This window comes from Sphingobacterium kyonggiense, assembly GCF_039536825.1.
Classification (GTDB): domain Bacteria; phylum Bacteroidota; class Bacteroidia; order Sphingobacteriales; family Sphingobacteriaceae; genus Sphingobacterium; species Sphingobacterium kyonggiense.
This window is the reverse complement of record NZ_BAAAZI010000003.1, coordinates 15478-32674: the sequence shown is the minus strand read 5'-3', so window position 1 is coordinate 32674 and position 17197 is coordinate 15478. Positions and strand designations below refer to the sequence as shown.

Below are 17197 nucleotides of genomic sequence, written 5' to 3'. Positions count from 1 at the left end.
TCGGAACTTGTTCGGATCTCCTTCGGATCTCGTTCGGTTAGAAGCGAACGAGATCCGAACGAGATCCGCATTAAATCTGAAGAAATTCCGTTAGAGTATCAAACCTAACTCGAACCAAACTATACTGAAACACGAACATAACCTACCCTCAACAATATGGTTATTGGTATAAATACTTGTTAATATACTAAGAGAAAAAGCGCTTTAAAAACAGAGTAGCATAAAAATTTCCAGAAAAATATTCTATATAATTCTATGGAAAAGTGAGCTTAATAGCATCATAGAATTAAGAATGCTTATCTTTAAGCGTTATTATCAACTATGAAGTATTATATTATTGCTGGTGAAACATCCGGCGATTTACATGGCGCAAATTTAATTAAGGAAATCCGCAAGGAAGATACTGAGGCGGAATTTCATTTGGTTGGTGGCGATCAAATGGCTGCTGCGGCAGGCGTACCGGTCTTGATTCACACTTCTGAAATGGCATTTATGGGCTTTATTGAAGTTTTGATGAACTTAAGAAGCATTGCCCGTAACCTAAAGAAAGTAAAAGCTGATATTCAACAGGTCATGCCTGATACCGTTATACTCATCGATTTCCCTGGATTTAACCTAAAAATTGCTGAATATGCGAAGAAGTTAGGTATTACAACCTGCTATTATATTTCACCCAAAATATGGGCTTGGAACCAAAAACGGGTATATAAAATCAAACGCGTGGTGGATCATATGTTTTGTATTCTACCTTTTGAAGTGAATTTTTACAAACAGTATCGTTATCCCGTTGATTATGTGGGCAATCCATTATTGGATGCTATTTCGAGTTATGAATTTAATCCGAATTTCAAGGAAGATAATGGTCTGAGTGATTTCCCAATCATTGCCTTATTACCTGGGAGTCGAAAAATGGAGATTGCACATATTTTACCAGAATTGGTCAAACTGCACCGATACTTTCCATTGCATCAATTGGTAATAGCTGGAGCCCCGAACTTTGACTTGGATTTTTACCAACAATATATCGGAGATTACCCCATCAAGGTTATTTTCAATCAAACTTACGACTTACTAAAGCATGCAGAAGCTGCTGCAGTTACTTCTGGCACTGCTACCTTAGAAACAGCTTTGATAGGTGTTCCGCAGGTGGTCGTCTACAAAGCTAACCCAATTTCTGTTGCCATTGCTAGACGTGTTGTCAAGGTACAATTTATTTCTTTGGTGAACTTGATCAACAATTACCTGTCGGTCATTGAATTGATCCAAGAGGATTGTACCGCTCGAAATATTGCTGATGAATTGGGTAAATTAACCACCGATAAAGAACATCGAGCAAGTGTATTGGAAAACTACGAGGTTTTGATGGAGAAAATGGGAACTCCGGGCGCATCCGAGAAAACAGCAAAACTTATCGTTAAGTATTTGAGGGAAGAAAATTAAACTTTTTATCTAAATAATTGTCTAAACAGCATAGGAGGAATAACATTATGAGATATCTACTAAGTTTAGGGTTAATAATGGCAAGTCTTTTCAGCTTTGCACAGGAAACCCTACATATACAGCGATTAGAGCTCGGCAAAAAGGAAAAGAAAAACTTTAACAAGGGAGATTCTAGCATGATCATCAGAATTGACACCTTGATTATGAAGGATAAGTCAAAGCTAGATTTTTATGCAAAAAAAGATGTGAAGCTTGAAATTGGTTATGCAGAAATTGGAAACAATGTTTTAATCACTGGTCAAGACAGTAAAAACAATGCGACTAATTTTGATATAAAAGCAAACTTCACTCAGTTAGGGTCTTTGTTTATTATTGCACGTGGTATTGACGCTTTCAACGGAACTAAAACATTCCCGAATGGTGATGGAGGGAAAGTAACCTTAGCCTACGATGCTAAAGGATTGGCGCCCCAAACCAGCAATAAAAAAGGAAAGAACTTTGTGTTTATTGATGTGACCCCAGGAGGATTACGTGTAAATCCAAGTTCTGAGGTGAGACAGATTTATGCAAGGATTGCCATGGCTCCTAATGGTTTAAGGGGTTTACCGCAAGGACAAATATACTCTGGTTCTCCTGGAAGAGAAGGAAAATCTGAGATAAAAAGCTTTTAAATTAAATAAAATCGAAAACTAAATATAGCTGATTAGAGATAATCAGAAAAAGCCTTGAATCAATTCAGTGAAAGATTCAAGGCTTTTTTGTTTTCCAAATAATTTGAGTTCGTACTAAATCTTTATGAAAGTTCTTCTATATATTAAAATAAGGTTAATTCTTTCATTTTAGACATTACAATTAGGTTTTCTTCGGCAAAAATTCCTTAAATTTAGAATATGAAGATATTAGCTTTTGCAGGCAGTAACAGCAAGCAATCCATCAACAAGAAATTTGTCACGAGTGTTTCCAAATACTATAAGGAGGCAGATGATGAGGTTGTTATTTTGGACTTGAATGATTTTGAGATGCCAATTTTCTCGGTAGATCGTGAAGCGGAAACAGGTATTCCAGAACAGGCCTATGCCTTTGCAAAGCAAATTGATTGGGCAGAATTGATATTAATGTCCTTATCAGAAAATAACGGCAGTTATTCAGCTGCTTATAAAAATTTAATGGATTGGACATCCAGGATAAAGGGACGTAAGCTTTTTGCTGATAAACCCATTTTATTGTTAGGGACAAGTGATGGTGCTCGTGGAGCTAAATCGGTCCTTGAGGCAGCAGAAAAACGTATGCCAAGGGATGGTGCTGATCTCCTAGCTGTTTACTCACTTCCAAGCTTTTACGAGAATTTTGAAGAAGGAAAAGGGGTTATTGACCCAAGTCTTCGTGCTTCCCTAGAGGCTACTGTCAGAAAAACTAAACGTACCATGTCCGAACGATTAAACACAACAAAAGAACAATAATAAACAAACAAGATCATGGCAAAAAAAGTATTATTACTCGTAGGTGATTATGTAGAAGATTATGAAGCAATGGTTCCATTTCAAGCAATGGGTGCCGTAGGAATTGAGGTAGATGCTATCGCTCCTGACCGTAAAAAAGGAGATGTGGTACCTACAGCTGTTCATGATTTCACAGGCGATCAGACTTATAAGGAATTACGTGGCCACAATTTTGGCATAAACAAGGATTTCGATGCTGTAAACCCAGCAGATTATGATGGTCTTTATATTGCTGGCGGACGCTCTGCAGAGTATATTCGTTTGAATAAACGCGTTATTGAAATCACTAAACACTTCTTTGAGGAAAATAAACCTGTTGCAGCTATCTGTCACGGTATACAGGTTTTGACCACTGCGCAAGTTTTAAAAGGACGTACCTTGACTGCATACGTAGCGGTTGGACCAGATATTGAATTGGCAGGTGGTACTTGGAAAAATATTCCGGCAGATCAAGCCGTTGTAGATGGTAACTTGGTTACTTCACCAGCTTGGCCTGGTCATCAAGCGATCTTAAAGGAATTTTTCCAGCTATTAGACATAAAAATCACTTTATAAGCAATTATGCAAAAAAACACTAAAAAGGTATGGTTCTTTGCCATACCTTTAATTTTAATTCTTGGGTATTTTATTTATGATGCCTATTCTCAACCATCGATCAAAGAACTTCCAGGTGACTTTGAAGAAGTAGCCTTTGTTCGAAATGAAAATAATAAAGGTGGAATAATCCGCATTTACGCTGTAAGTGTTGGTGATCCACAGAATGCCGCCTATGATCAATGTGCGGATATGTTTCCTGTCAATGATTATGGAAGTAGCACTAAAATCTACTTCTTTGATAAGCTTAAGCCTTACCCTATTACACTAACTCTAGAGGAACCACACTATGATACCACTAAATATGAGGCTATTAGTATACAAAGAAGAACTGGGGTAAATAAATAAGATATCCCACTTACAAACAGCCTCTATGTTAATTTAAGATTATCTTTCTGTTTGTTAACAATTATTTAATATAACATTTATAGCTTAGAATCAACTTTTTTATTACCTTTGGATTAATGATTTTTCTTATTTCGTTATTTATTGATGATTTTAAGGAGGTCGGTTACTTTTAATAAAATTTTGATTTAAGCTAATATGCCAAAAAAAGTTTGCCAAAAATCAAAGGAACTTTATGTTCCTCCACACATACAACTATTATTAACTCCAACTGCTTTCATTTTTCAGCAGTTTGGAACCCTCGTGACAAAACCAACAATTAACAAGAACAAATAAAATTTAAAATATCAGCTTTGCTTGGGAACATGTTTTACCAAACAATTTGATAAATAATAGACTTTAATAATACGTGTTCGTTGAAATATTTTGTTGCAAAGGCATCATGGTATTATTTTAGGCGAACAATTATTAAGCTAAGTAACGTACTTAGCATTTAAAAAAGGGATTCATATATTATTTAATAAATTGTTAATATTTCATTAACTTATACCAAACAAAGCCCTCACATCTTTGGGCTATTATGAGCATACTACAAATGGCAACTAAATTCATACCGAGAGACATCAGCTGGTTAAGTTTCAATGGACGCGTATTGCAAGAAGCGGCAGATCCTGATGTTCCATTGCCTTTGCGCATTAAATTTCTAGGAATATTTTCCAATAATTTGGATGAGTTTTTCCGCGTTCGTGTAGCTGCATTGAAAAGAGCTTCTGAACTTAATATTAAGGTTGCCAACAGCTATTTTTATGAAAGTCCAAGCATCATATTGGATAAGATAACTGAGCTGGTAATAAAACAACAACGAAAATTTGATAAGATTTGGCACCAGGTTCAAAAGGAAATGGCCAAACAAAAGGTCTTTATCAAATCTGCTGAAGATCTTACGCCTAACCAATTGAAATTTGTTAAGGAGTATTTTGAAGAAGAAGTAGAAAGCAGTATTATTCCTTTGTTGCTGGATGAGAGCAAGCCTCTTCCCTATCTTCGTGACAAAAGTTTATATTTAGGTGTGGCGATGTATAAACAAGAATGGCAGTATGAAACCAAGTTTGCTATTATTGAGTTACCAACAAGCCATTTAGGAAGATTCTTAATTTTACCTTCTCCTAAACAACAAAAGCATATTATTCTTCTGGAAGATGTAATCAAGGTTAATTTACCTTATATCTTCTCCTACTTTGGCTTTGATCAATTCAATGCAAATACCTTTAAAGTAACAAAGGATGCTGAATTTGACATAGATAATGATGTGAATACCAGTTTGGTTGAAAAAATCAGCAAGGGTATTAAAAATCGTCGTAAAGGAAAGCCTACTCGTTTTGTATTTGACCAAGATATGGATCAAAAACTATTGGAGTTTTTAATCCGGAAACTCAGTTTAAGTAAAAGAGACAGTATTATTCCGGGCCAAAAGATTCACAATTTCAAGCATTTCATGGATTTCCCAAATGTATTTGGGTCATATGAAAAACTGGAAGAAAGAACTTCCTTCGAACACCCTGATTTTGCAGGAATAGAACGCATAACTGATGTTATTCTGAAGAAAGATGTACTTCTCTCCTTTCCATATCATGAGTTTAGGCCCATGATTGATTTATTGCGAGAAGCAGCAATGGACCCCGATGTCAAGACCATTAAAATAACCATCTACCGCATGGCAAGCAATTCTAAAATTGCCAATGCCCTAGTCAATGCTGCTCGAAATGGAAAAGAAGTGACGGTGATGTTGGAATTGAGAGCACGATTTGATGAAGAACAAAACCTGGATTGGAAAGAACGCTTTGAAATGGAAGGCGTGAAAGTATTGGTTGGTATACCAAATAAAAAGGTTCACGCGAAACTTTGTATCATTAAGAAACGAGTAAACAATAAAACCATTCAGTATGGTTTTGTAAGCACTGGAAATATCAATGAGAAAACAGCCAAGTTATACGGTGATTATTGCTTAATGACTTGCAATAAAAGTGTCATGGCGGATATCAACAAAGTATTCACGGCATTACAAAGACCAAAGGCTGTACTTACTGATACCATAAAGAACAATAAAAGTTTAATGGTATGCCCTATCGATATGCGTTCTCAATTGAATGGATTAGTCGATAAGGAAATAGTTGAAGCACAAGCTGGGAGAAAAGCTCATATCATCATTAAAATAAATTCACTTAGCGATAAGGAGTGTATTAAAAAGCTATATGAAGCAGCTACAGCAGGTGTACAAATTGATTTGATCGTTCGCGGAATATATTGTGCCACGAACCAGAAAAAGTTTATAGAACCCATTCGAGCAATAAGCATTGTGGATGAATACTTGGAACATGCTCGTGTTTTCTATTTTTATCATGCCGGTAAAGAATTTACCTATTTATCTTCTGCAGATTTGATGACTAGAAATTTAGATCATCGTATTGAGGCGGCTGTAAAAGTAAATTCCAGAAAATTGAAACTGGAACTTAAAGACATGCTCGATATTCAATTAAAAGATAACGTGAAAGCGAGAATCTTAAACAATAAACAAAATAATGAGTATGTGCAGAATGATGAACCTGAATTTCGTTCGCAAATTGAAATATATAAGTATTTAGCAGCTAAGAAGATAGTTGAAGAAATAGAGATTGAAGAAGAATAAAACATAAACATATTACTAATATTTTTAGTATTTTAGTAAAAATATTAGTGAGATGGAGAGATCGTATATTCAAGGTCGAGGTGCTCAAAAGAACGTTCATAACGTTTTTTTCAAAGATGAATATGTACAAGAACATATAGAAGGGATTGATGAGTGGGAACAAGACAAGCCAAAGACCGCATTCAGCATAGTACATCCTAAGAGTATAGTTAATAAAGTAGATAGTCCTGATGTGGGAATGGCTTATTCTGCCAATCCTTATCAAGGCTGCGAGCATGGATGCATATATTGTTATGCTAGAAATTCGCATCAATATTGGGGAATGAGTGCAGGGTTAGATTTTGAAACGAAGATCTTGGTTAAGCAAAATGCACCCAAATTATTTCGTGAGTTCTTAAAAAAGAAAACCTGGAAAGGAGAAACTATTTCTTTATCTGGCAATACAGATTGCTATCAGCCTCTTGAGCGCAAATTCAAATTGACACAAGCCATATTAAAAATTGCTTTGGAGTTTGGACAACCCATTAGCATAATTAGCAAGAATAGTTTAGTTCTTCGTGACATGGATATCCTTGCGGAAATGGCGAAGAAAAATCTTAGCGCTGTATTTATTTCAATCAATTCCCTAACTGAAGATACTCGTTTATTATTGGAACCTAGGACAGTAACCGCTAAACAACGTTTACAGGTAATTGAAAAACTTAGTTCACATGGTATTCCTGTGGGTATCATGTGCGCACCGGTAATACCTGGCTTGACCGATCATGAGATACCCAAAGTATTAAAGGCTGCTGCAGATGCTGGTGCACAATGGGCGGGTTATACCAATGTGCGATTAAATGGAGAAATAGGAAAGATATTTCAAGATTGGCTATTTCAAGCCTATCCTGATCGTGCCAATAAAATATGGCACAGCATTCAAAGTTGTCATCAAGGTAAAGTAAATAACAGTGAGTTTGGTAATCGAATGCGTGGCTCTGGTCAGTTAGCTGATATCATTAATAATAACTTTAAATTGCATTGTAAGCGGAATAAATTGAATTTGAAACCCATGGTTTTGGATAGTTCACATTTCAATAATCGAAGGGATAATCAGCTAAATTTATTCGATTTTTAAGTGTTAAGGAATGTTAAAATCTAATTGTAACTAGTATGTTGCAAGCATTATGGCATTTAAATTGGTTATATCAATTGATAACTATTGAAAAACATAAACAATTATGCTATGAAAACAACATTAAAACTATTCAGCTTTTTATTTGTAATGATGGTTGCAGTGAGTGCCTGTTCTAAAGATGATGATCCTGCAGATAATGATTTCTTTGTTGATGATTACAAAGGCGACATCAGTTATACCGAATTAAATGGAGATGGAGATGTATCAAAAGGACCAGGTACTGTATGGGTAACCAAAGTTGGTGATACCTACAGCTTCCGTTTTGACCGTGGAATTCCAAACATTACCGGAATTAAAATGGAAAAAGGAAGTAACACAAAAATTTTCTTTAGTGATGAGGCTTTAGGATCTATAACTATTGACAACAATGATTTGGACATTACCTATAGCAAGGACAGCAAAGTCTGGACAGCTCAGTGTACTCGTGATTAAGAATTTCGATATACAGGAATAATTTAACTTTAAAAGGGCATCTAAAATTAGATGCCCTTTTTCTATTACTTCATTAGGCGATCTGTAATATTAAAGTACTCTTAAAGATATTTGAATTACTATTCACAAATAGCTGATGTTTTTCTGGATAACGATATTCAAGTCTATTTTTCCAATATTCAAACTGCATATTATCAGCTTGATTTTGTAAATAATGATTTACCCGATTGCTTACTTCGAGTTGAAGAGTAGATTGACTTAGCTGAATACGAATTTTCAAAGGATGCTCACGCATACTATTATAACCCAATTGTAAAGCATTCTGAATAGCGCCAAAGGTAATTAATGGGAATATTTGAATATCTTGTTGATTTCCTTTTATGGTAAGTTGAGTGTGCAATTCATCAGATTTGGCTATCTTCCACAGGTTGACATAGGATTCTATAAATTCAATTTCATCCTGAATAGTCCAAGTTTTCTCTTCTACTGCTTGTAAAACCTTATTTTGGAGGTCTTTCCAATCTTTGAATAATAAAGGGTTTTCCTCAAATAGTGGAGTCAATAATTGAAATAAGGCTTTATCAAATTGAATTCCTTTAAATGATAATTCAGACCGGAGTTTTAGTATTTCTTGAAACTCTTGGGATTTATTGCCATTCTTTTTAGACCAAAACATGATTGTATTATTTTACCGGATCGATTGCAGGTCCTTTGGTGCCTTCTAACCCACTTACACCTCCTGAAACCGCCAATTTCATGGCATCAGTTGCAGACATGTTTAATTTGATGACTTTATCTGCACTGACAACGACTATTTGACCAGCAACAGAATAGGAATAAGGGAAATAAACAATTACCTCATATGGGAGACCAATTGAAGATAAGTCTTTCTGTGTTAAAAAACCGACCTTCTTTAGTCCCATATCATTAACGATCACCAATACTGGTTCATTAAACTTCTTTGCATCCCCAACAAAAGCTTCTGTAAAGTCTTTAATGGAGGAATATAAGGTATTGAATAATGGAATTTTATTAATGGTTCTATTCAGCCAAGCACGAATAGGCGCAGTTACTAAGGTGGTGAAGATTAGCCCAATTAAAGCCAATAGCAAAATAACAGAGAGAATACCAATCCCAGGAATATATAAAGGGTGTCCGGTTTCATCCTCAAGGAAATGTTCTGTAATATTAAGGGCACCATCTAAGGTAGCAACCAACCACACAATGACAAAAATAGCCCCTGCAACAGGTGCTACAACCAATGTACCTTTGATTAAATAATAGAAAAACTTCTGAAAAAACTTACGTATCATCTTATTCGTAATAATAAACTCGTTTCACACGACCTGATATATTCACCAATAGCTCATAAGGAATAGTCCCCACATCCTTTGCTGCTTGCATTACATTTGGAAACACAATGACTTCATCCCCCTCCCGCACTTCGAGGCCTGTTACATCCAGCATACACATATCCATACAGATGCTCCCTACAGTAGCTGTCTGCTGTCCATGGATTTCCATTTTGCCAACGCCCATACCAAATCGGCGGTTATAACCATCAGCATATCCAATCTTTACAGTAGCAATCTTACTATCGCGTAGTAACACTCCCTTACGATCATACCCCACCGTCTCCCCTGCCTTTAGGTCTTTTAATTGGGTAACTGTAGTACGCAAGGTACTTACTTGTTCCAGATTTTCCAACTTTCTATCCATATCTACCCCATATAAACCAATCCCTAAGCGCACCATATCAAAATGTGCTTCTGGCCATCGAACTATCCCTGAAGTGTTGGCAACATGCCTGATAAAAGAATAACCTAAGCCCTCTCTTAATATCTGAGCTGCCTCAGAATAGGTGTTTATTTGGTATTTGGTAAAGTCGTCTTGGTTCGGATCTCCTGAAGCGACCAAATGCGTAAAAAAGGATTGAACGCGAACAAGATTTTGTTTTTTAAGTACATCAACAACTTCAGGTATCTCTTCAGGAAAGAATCCCAAACGGTGCATACCCGTATCTAACTTGAGGTGAATTTTGTAATCTTGAATATTTCTATCCTGAAGGAAAAGTAAAAATTCCTTTAAGAATCGCATACTGTAAACCTCAGGTTCCAAATTGTATTTAATGAGCGATTCAAAGGTATCCGCATCAGGACTAAGCACCATGATAGGTAAGCTAATTCCAGCCATCCTTAAATCTACTCCCTCATCGGCAAAGGCAACAGTTAGGTAATCAACTTTACTGAATTGAAGTAAATTTGCGACTTCAAAACTTCCGCTACCGTAAGAAAAAGCCTTTACCATCGTCATTAACTTAACATGAGGCGGAATTAAAGAACGATAAACCATCAAGTTGTTGGTCAGCGCATTTAAATTGATGTCCAAGACCGTTCCATGGGACCGAAGCCCCAAACGTTCTACTATCTGCTCAAATTGATATATCCTTGCTCCTTTCACTAGAATACTTTCGTTCTCGAATACCAGGTTGGATAAATCTTTGATGAAAGATGAGGTATCTGGATATAGATTTTTTTCTTTGATATGTATATCTTCTAAAAAAGCGTATTTCTCGCCTACCCAGACCAATCTATCTAAAGCTTGAGTGTTTAATAAATCGACTAGCTTATGCTGTAATTTATTGTTCTCCTTCAAACCGTCCATATCAGAAAGTATCAGGGTTCGTTTTTGATGCTGATTTTGCTGCTGCAGAAAATTCAATGATATTTTCAACGATGCTAAATCATTGGAGTAAGAATCATCTATAATGGAACTGTTAGCAATCCCCTTTTTCAATTGCAAACGCATTTCTAAAGGCTTTAAAGCCAAAATACGATCTTGAATAATGGAAATGGAATAATCCAAATAGATCAATAAAGAAATACAGCTTAAAACATTCTCGATGGAAGCTTCATCTGTAAATGGTATTATGAAATCAACAACTTCCTTATTGATATTTAATTTCAAGAGTGATTGATTCCCTTGAACCTCCTGCTGAAGGATCTGAATAGAATCTGTTTCTTCAACTCCCCAAGACGTCCAAGATGCCTGAGCTGGTAATTCCTCTTTCGAGATGTATTTACTACTTGCAATGACTAATTCTGTACGCTTAAAGAGTTTTAATTTCTCTTCAAGCTTAGCTTTCTTATTTTCGAAATGTTGGGCATGTGCAATTCCAATATTGGTAAGAATACCAATATTCGGTTGAACCATTTCTTCTAAGTTGTCCATCTCTCCTGGTTCACTAATCCCAGCCTCAATTATGGCAAGATCATAAGATGCCTGTAAGTTCCATAATGATAAGGCCACACCTAATTGAGAATTATAACTTTTAGGACTTTGGTAAACCTTTTTATCTGGACTCAGCATTTGTGTTAACCAGGCTTTGACAATGGATTTACCATTACTCCCTGTTATTCCTATGATGGGATTCGGGAATTGTGTTCTATGGTATTTCGCTAATTCCTGCATGGCTAAAAGGCTGTCTTTAACAATCAAGATATTCACATCCTCTTTTTCAGCTAAAAATGGAGTTATGTGATTGACAACAAAGCTTCGAATTCCTTTGGAATATGCATCAGGAATAAAATCATGGCCATCTCTGGTGGCCGTTAAAGCAAAGAACAAGCTTTCTTCTGGCAGGCTTACTTTTCGGCTGTCGTAGACTAATTCGCTTATTTGTTGCTCAAAATTAAGGATCTTGTGCTCCTCTAGCGTTATTATCTCACTTACAAAACCTATCGTGTACATCTTCTTTAAAATATGCAACGAATTTCATCATTTTTTTTAAAAGTTCCTCATTTTTTGAAGATTTGCATTATGGATGATGCTTCAGCAAATAAAAAGAAACTCACACCACTAGCTGCATTGCGAAAAGCAGAAAGTTACTGTGCCTATCAAGAGCGTGCGCAACAAGAAGTTAGGGATAAACTCTATGAATGGGGATTGCATATGACGGATGTAGAACGTACGATCAGCACCTTAATAGAAAATAATTTCCTGAACGAAGAGCGGTTTGCTAAAGCTTATGTTTTAGGAAAATTTAGAATGAAAGGATGGGGTAAGATAAAGATTGTTCAACATTTAAAACAAAAACGTGTTTCCAAGCCATTAATTCAGATCGCCTTGCGTGAGATTGATTTAGATGATTACGAACAAAAATTACAAGATATCATTGAAAAGAAGATCAATAAGCCGATTTCAAAACTTTCATATATGGAACGCGGGAAGTTAATTCGCTTCTTAATGGGCAAAGGATATGAGCAAGAGTTGATTTATAGGAAGCTTGGCAGTTCGGATGAAGAATAATTACAAAAATGTGGATTTTGGAAAGCTCAAAAAATGAGCTTGTTAGCGAATAGATGGATATTTTTATAAAAAATATTGCATCTATTTTTCACTTTTTTTTGCATCGATTAAGAAAATATCTATATTTGCACCACGTCAAGCGAAAGTAGCTCAGTTGGTAGAGCACAACCTTGCCAAGGTTGGGGTCGCGAGTTCGAATCTCGTCTTTCGCTCAGTTGCCTAGGTGGTGGAACTGGTAGACACGCAGGACTTAAAATCCTGTTCCCGTTAAGGGAGTGCGGGTTCGATTCCCGCCCTAGGTACGTTAAAAAGCTCGACAATAGTCGAGCTTTTTTAGTATATATTAGTGAGAATTTAGTAGATGGACCTGAGGTGGGTTATTTTAGATTTTATTTACTTATTTTAGAGTAGGTTAAAATCACAGGATCTTAATATCACTAAATTATGAAAGCATATACCTTTGCCTTAGGGGTTATTTTTGTCGCCTTCCTTTTTTCTTGTAATCCTAATAATAATAAGCAGGTCAACAACGAAGATGCAAATGCAGAAAAAAGATCTGTTGATAGTATTTATGTAAAATACGAACCTTCCCTATTAAATAATTCAAATTTTCAGTTGGTCATTACAGATCCTAAAATGGAGGTTCAAGAAATTAGACCAGACACGAATTTTACTGCCTATTCTTATACGGGTCAAAGTAGTTTCGAACGTTTTGACATTCCTTTTGGCACCTTATTCCCTATTCAACGTGGTGATAGCATTATTATTTCAATGAAAGATGGTTATCCTCATTTAAATGTAGCAAACTCTTCATATAATGATCATGAAATCAATTTTGGAACAGAACTCTTAAAAAGGAAAACACCAATTTTTGAAGCGATTGCCATTGCTGATTCAGCTAGTTTGGATAAATTTATCAAGCAAAGTAATCATTACATCGATAGTTCATATAAGGTGGGTGCCATATCTGGTGAGTATGAAAATTGGATTAAAAAGGAAATGGAATACGTCAAATTATATGCACAACAAAACAAGAAAATTTTCAAAGGTACTAGAGATATCTCATCCCATATTAATATTGATGAGAACTTAAACCTATCAAAATATCGTTCTTTTGTTTACAAAATTATGGCTAATGATCTAAAAGAAGACCTTGCTATTCCAAGTATTTTAAATTCAGCCAGTTCACTATTTACTGGCAAAACAAAAGATTATGTGCTTTATCGTTTTGCTAAAGAATCCTTAGCTGTAATGGATGTTGCAAAGGCTAATCAGAGTTTAAAGGATTTGAAAGGTAAATTTAATGATACGACTTATTATAGTTTATTGGCTGATCGGTTTGAACCAACCTTTAAAGATGCATCTGCTCGAGAGAATATCTTAATAAATCAAAAAGGCGATAAATTCACATTAAATGATATTTTGGCTAAACACAAGGGTAAAAAAGTATATGTAGATTTTTGGGCTAGTTGGTGTGCTCCCTGTCGTGCAGAAATGCCAAGCTCTAAAAAATTAGAGAAATCATTTCCCAATGTTGTCTTTTTGTATTTATCACTGGATAAGGTTCAAAAAGATTGGCTGGAGGCCATGAAATTTGAAGGATTAAAGGAAAGCAATAGCTTTTTATTTGGCAATATAGAAACAGATGATTTCTTAAATAAGCATGAAGTAAACATGATCCCACGATACATGATATTTGATAAGAATGGAGTTTTAGTCAATAAAGATGCTCCTAGACCTAGTGATCAAAAAATAGCAGGGCTATTAAAGGAATAAATAATAGAAAATTCAAGAAGTAAAAATGATGGAATTTAGGTTGTACCAAATTTTATGTCTATCCAGAATTAAATAACCAAATGGATAAGTCACTTCAACACCCATTTAAAAACAAGATCTAACAAGTGTTTTTTTCTTTCATATTCAGCTTCACCTAAGACTAATCCGTTGTTAATTTCTAACAAGATTAAATTTTCATCTTTGTCTTTAGCCAAATAATGAGAGGTAGGCATTTTTGATGGACCTTCCTTTAATTTTACAAATTTTTGGGTATCTAAGCCTTTAACTTCACGTAGCTTATCTTTAAAATCAATAATATAGGTTAAAATTTGAAGACTGTCCGAACTAACAGCATTTTGAATTAACTCAAACCCTAATATTCGTTGATTTATTTTAATAGAATTATTTATTCTATAATCTTTCCCCTTAAAAAAGGAATCTAAATGTTTGAAAATCTCTTTAGAAAAGGTATTTACATGATTTTTATTGTACTCTGAACCTGTTTGTACTTTTCCGGATTCCACACTCCAAGCAGACAACAAACTATCCTTGACAAGCCTTATTTCTTGTGAATGGCTAACAAATGGAATCAAGAATGTTATTATAGCCCAATAAAACCTAGCAATTCGCATATACACTTATTTATGATTAACAGAAATCTTCTTTTCTATTAAGTTAATAAATAAAGCATGAAGATTAATGGGATGAATATATAAGTGTAAAAAATAGCTTTATTTATGAGCTTGTAATTTAATTTCCTTACCTCCTTTTCTCTTACTTATTTCTGCAGCATCAATAAAAGCACAGATTCCCAGTGTCTCTTTTTCAGGAACTGGGGAAACACCAGTCTTAAAAAACTTTAATATCTGTTCTAATAAAGCTTCATATCCGGTAAATTTGCCCAAATCCTTCTTCCCATTCTCTAAGAAGATTGTTCCTCCGAAGTCCTCAAATTCTTTCTGCATTCCATGTAAACTTGCCTGCTTTCCTTCTTTCCATGTTCCAATATAAATCGTCGAATCAGAGCTCTCAAAGGATCGAACACTGAAGCAGTCTGGTCCCATAATACGAAACAACATTTCAACTCCATGTATGCCATACCAGTATAAATCATTATGAGAAGGTTCAGTTGGTGCAGGACAATATACGGAAGCTCCAATTAATTTAGATCGATCAAAATCTGAAATGCCTTCTATAAAACGTAAGGCACTACTGGAAAAAACTGGAACATTATTATTCTTTGCTTCTTGAAAAATCTTAAATGCATCGGTATAAGAATTAGCAATAGGTTTATCTATAAATAGTGGTTTTTTCGATTTAATCACTTCCAATGCTTGTTCCAAATGCAAATTTCCATCATTTGTCTCCAATAAAACACAATCTACCTGACTTAATAAAACTGAAATGCTTTCAACAATCTTTACTCCATATTGCTGAATTTCTTCAGTAAACTTTGGAATTCTTTCTTGACTCAATGGTATGGTTTTACTTCCGAAGGGATATGCAGCAATTACTATAAATCCTTCATATATGGCATTCTTTCCTCGGTTAATTGCTTTTGTAAATGCTAATGAATGAGTGGAGTCTAAACCAATGATTCCGATCTTAATTGGCTTATTCTGATTCAAGTTCACCTTAGCAAACAAAGTAGAACTAAGCGTTATAGCTGTTGCAGAAGCAATAAAGTCTCTTCTATCCATTCTGATTAGTTAAAAGGTATAATGCTGCATTTGCCATTGTTGGAATGGAGGAATAGAATGCTCTTTCATCCAAATTGAACTGAGCATTATGCAATCCAAAAGCAGTTGAAGAATCCCCATTATTTGTTCCTAGCAGAACAAATAATGCTGGATATTGATGTGAATAATAAGCAAAATCTTCAGCTGCCATCCAAATATTCTGATCAACTATCTGTAATCCAGAGAAATTCTCTTGCCAGAATAATTTTATTTTTTGAGCAAGAATAGGATCATTTTTCAAAACAGGATAGCCTCTTCTTATATCCAAATCCACAGAAGCACCAAAATTTGCTGGTATTTCATGGATTAATCTTTCAATACGGTCTAATGCTTCCTTACGCCAATGCTCATCCATAGTTCTGAAGGTACCTTCCAGCAACACTTCATTTGGTATAACATTCGCTGCACCTAGCCCTTGTATCTTACCAAAGGTTAAGACCGATGGTGTACTCGGGTTTGCTTGACGACTTATTATTTGTTGCAAACTACTGAGCAGTTGCACAGCAATCATGATAGGATCAATTGCTAAATGTGGTTCTGCAGCATGTCCTCCTCTACCTTTAATCGTTAAATAGAGCTCGTCACTTGATGCCATAAATGGACCTGGACAAATACCGATAGAACCTAATGGCAATCTAGGGCTAACATGAAGTCCCAAAACACCTAAAATAGAACCTGAAAGATCATTTAGGATATTTGATTGGATGATTTCAATTGCTCCACCGGGAACACGTTCTTCTGCTGGTTGGAATAGCAATAGAATACGACCAGAAAAGGTAAAAAGTCTATTCTTTAAATAATGACCTACAGCTAATAAGTTAGAACTATGGAAGTCATGTCCACATGCGTGCATGACCCCATCATTTAAAGATTTGTAGGAAACCTCATTCTTCTCCATTATAGGCAAAGCATCCATATCTGCACGTAGTACAACGGTATTTAGATTACCTGTCTTTTGACTACCATCCAAAACACCGACTACTGCAGTCTTTCCAACCAGATGAAATGGAATACTCATCTCACTCAAGCAGTTTTGAATATATACGCTAGTATTGAATTCCTGAAAAGAAAGTTCTGGATTTTGATGTAAATACCTCCTATGCTTTATGGCATCTGGTACCAAGTAATCTAGCTCCTTTTGATCTTCCGATATACACATACGATATTATCCTAACAATAAAACATTCAAAATACTAAATTA

Annotated in this window: 16 protein-coding genes and 2 tRNA genes; 12 read left to right on the top strand and 6 right to left on the bottom strand. The window is 35.3% G+C overall.

Annotation, left to right across the window (positions count from 1 at the left end; translation table 11 throughout):
* The first annotated feature begins 321 nt into the window (after positions 1-321).
* The 8 genes from lpxB to ABD676_RS01035 all read left to right on the top strand — a co-directional run bounded on the left by lpxB (position 322) and on the right by ABD676_RS01035 (position 8173).
* Positions 322-1440: a lipid-A-disaccharide synthase gene (gene lpxB, locus ABD676_RS01070; RefSeq protein WP_344672837.1), complete on the top strand. Its 1119-nt coding sequence runs from the start codon at positions 322-324 to the stop codon at positions 1438-1440.
* 47 nt (positions 1441-1487) lie between these two features.
* Complete coding sequence (locus ABD676_RS01065) at positions 1488-2111, top strand: hypothetical protein (RefSeq protein WP_344672836.1); 624 nt, start codon at positions 1488-1490, stop codon at positions 2109-2111.
* Positions 2112-2330: 219 nt separating this feature from the next.
* Positions 2331-2900, top strand: coding sequence for an NADPH-dependent FMN reductase (locus ABD676_RS01060; protein WP_344672835.1), 570 nt, complete (start codon positions 2331-2333; stop codon positions 2898-2900).
* Positions 2901-2915: 15 nt separating this feature from the next.
* Entirely contained in the window at positions 2916-3494 is a 579-nt protein-coding gene (locus ABD676_RS01055; RefSeq protein WP_344672834.1) for a DJ-1/PfpI family protein, read from the top strand.
* 6 nt (positions 3495-3500) lie between these two features.
* Positions 3501-3881, top strand: coding sequence for a hypothetical protein (locus ABD676_RS01050; RefSeq protein WP_344672833.1), 381 nt, complete (start codon positions 3501-3503; stop codon positions 3879-3881).
* Between the two features lie 592 nt (positions 3882-4473).
* Positions 4474-6564 carry a polyphosphate kinase 1 gene (ppk1, locus tag ABD676_RS01045; RefSeq protein WP_344672832.1) on the top strand — a complete coding sequence of 697 codons (2091 nt, stop codon included), beginning with the start codon at positions 4474-4476 and terminating at the stop codon, positions 6562-6564.
* Between the two features lie 52 nt (positions 6565-6616).
* Positions 6617-7681 (top strand): PA0069 family radical SAM protein, encoded by a 1065-nt coding sequence (locus ABD676_RS01040; RefSeq protein ID WP_344672831.1) that lies wholly within the window; start codon positions 6617-6619, stop codon positions 7679-7681.
* 108 nt (positions 7682-7789) lie between these two features.
* Positions 7790-8173 (top strand): hypothetical protein, encoded by a 384-nt coding sequence (locus ABD676_RS01035; RefSeq protein WP_344672830.1) that lies wholly within the window; start codon positions 7790-7792, stop codon positions 8171-8173.
* Positions 8174-8246: 73 nt separating this feature from the next.
* Here the strand turns inward: ABD676_RS01035 and ABD676_RS01030 are convergent, their stop codons facing one another.
* Genes ABD676_RS01030 through ABD676_RS01020 form a run of 3 tightly spaced genes read right to left on the bottom strand, consistent with a single transcriptional unit; the run spans position 8247 to position 11923 of the window.
* Positions 8247-8849 (bottom strand): LytS family sensor histidine kinase, encoded by a 603-nt coding sequence (locus tag ABD676_RS01030; RefSeq protein ID WP_344672829.1) that lies wholly within the window; start codon positions 8847-8849, stop codon positions 8247-8249.
* Between the two features lie 7 nt (positions 8850-8856).
* Positions 8857-9486: a DUF502 domain-containing protein gene (locus tag ABD676_RS01025; protein ID WP_344672828.1), complete on the bottom strand. Its 630-nt coding sequence runs from the start codon at positions 9484-9486 to the stop codon at positions 8857-8859.
* Position 9487: 1 nt separating this feature from the next.
* A complete protein-coding gene (locus ABD676_RS01020; protein WP_344672827.1) occupies positions 9488-11923 on the bottom strand; it encodes a bifunctional UDP-N-acetylmuramoyl-tripeptide:D-alanyl-D-alanine ligase/alanine racemase in 2436 nt (811 codons plus the stop codon).
* Positions 11924-11992: 69 nt separating this feature from the next.
* Here ABD676_RS01020 and ABD676_RS01015 point away from each other — a divergent pair, with 69 nt between their 5' ends.
* The 4 genes from ABD676_RS01015 to ABD676_RS01000 all read left to right on the top strand — a co-directional run bounded on the left by ABD676_RS01015 (position 11993) and on the right by ABD676_RS01000 (position 14257).
* Complete coding sequence (locus tag ABD676_RS01015) at positions 11993-12481, top strand: regulatory protein RecX (RefSeq protein ID WP_344672826.1); 489 nt, start codon at positions 11993-11995, stop codon at positions 12479-12481.
* A 139-nt stretch (positions 12482-12620) separates the two neighbouring features.
* A tRNA-Gly gene (locus ABD676_RS01010) sits at positions 12621-12693 on the top strand.
* Positions 12694-12698: 5 nt separating this feature from the next.
* A tRNA-Leu gene (locus ABD676_RS01005) sits at positions 12699-12783 on the top strand.
* 142 nt (positions 12784-12925) lie between these two features.
* Positions 12926-14257: a TlpA family protein disulfide reductase gene (locus ABD676_RS01000; protein ID WP_344672825.1), complete on the top strand. Its 1332-nt coding sequence runs from the start codon at positions 12926-12928 to the stop codon at positions 14255-14257.
* Between the two features lie 89 nt (positions 14258-14346).
* On the opposite strand, the gene ABD676_RS00995 is transcribed toward ABD676_RS01000, so the two are convergent.
* From ABD676_RS00995 to ABD676_RS00985, 3 genes are all read right to left on the bottom strand, one after another.
* Positions 14347-14889: a hypothetical protein gene (locus tag ABD676_RS00995; RefSeq protein ID WP_344672824.1), complete on the bottom strand. Its 543-nt coding sequence runs from the start codon at positions 14887-14889 to the stop codon at positions 14347-14349.
* A gap of 99 nt (positions 14890-14988) precedes the next feature.
* On the bottom strand, positions 14989-15957 hold the full coding sequence (locus ABD676_RS00990) for a Gfo/Idh/MocA family oxidoreductase (RefSeq protein ID WP_344672823.1): 969 nt from the start codon (positions 15955-15957) through the stop codon (positions 14989-14991).
* Positions 15950-17155, bottom strand: coding sequence for a M20 metallopeptidase family protein (locus ABD676_RS00985; RefSeq protein ID WP_344672822.1), 1206 nt, complete (start codon positions 17153-17155; stop codon positions 15950-15952). The genes ABD676_RS00990 and ABD676_RS00985 overlap by 8 nt, the downstream gene beginning before the upstream one ends.
* Positions 17156-17197: the final 42 nt, after the last annotated feature.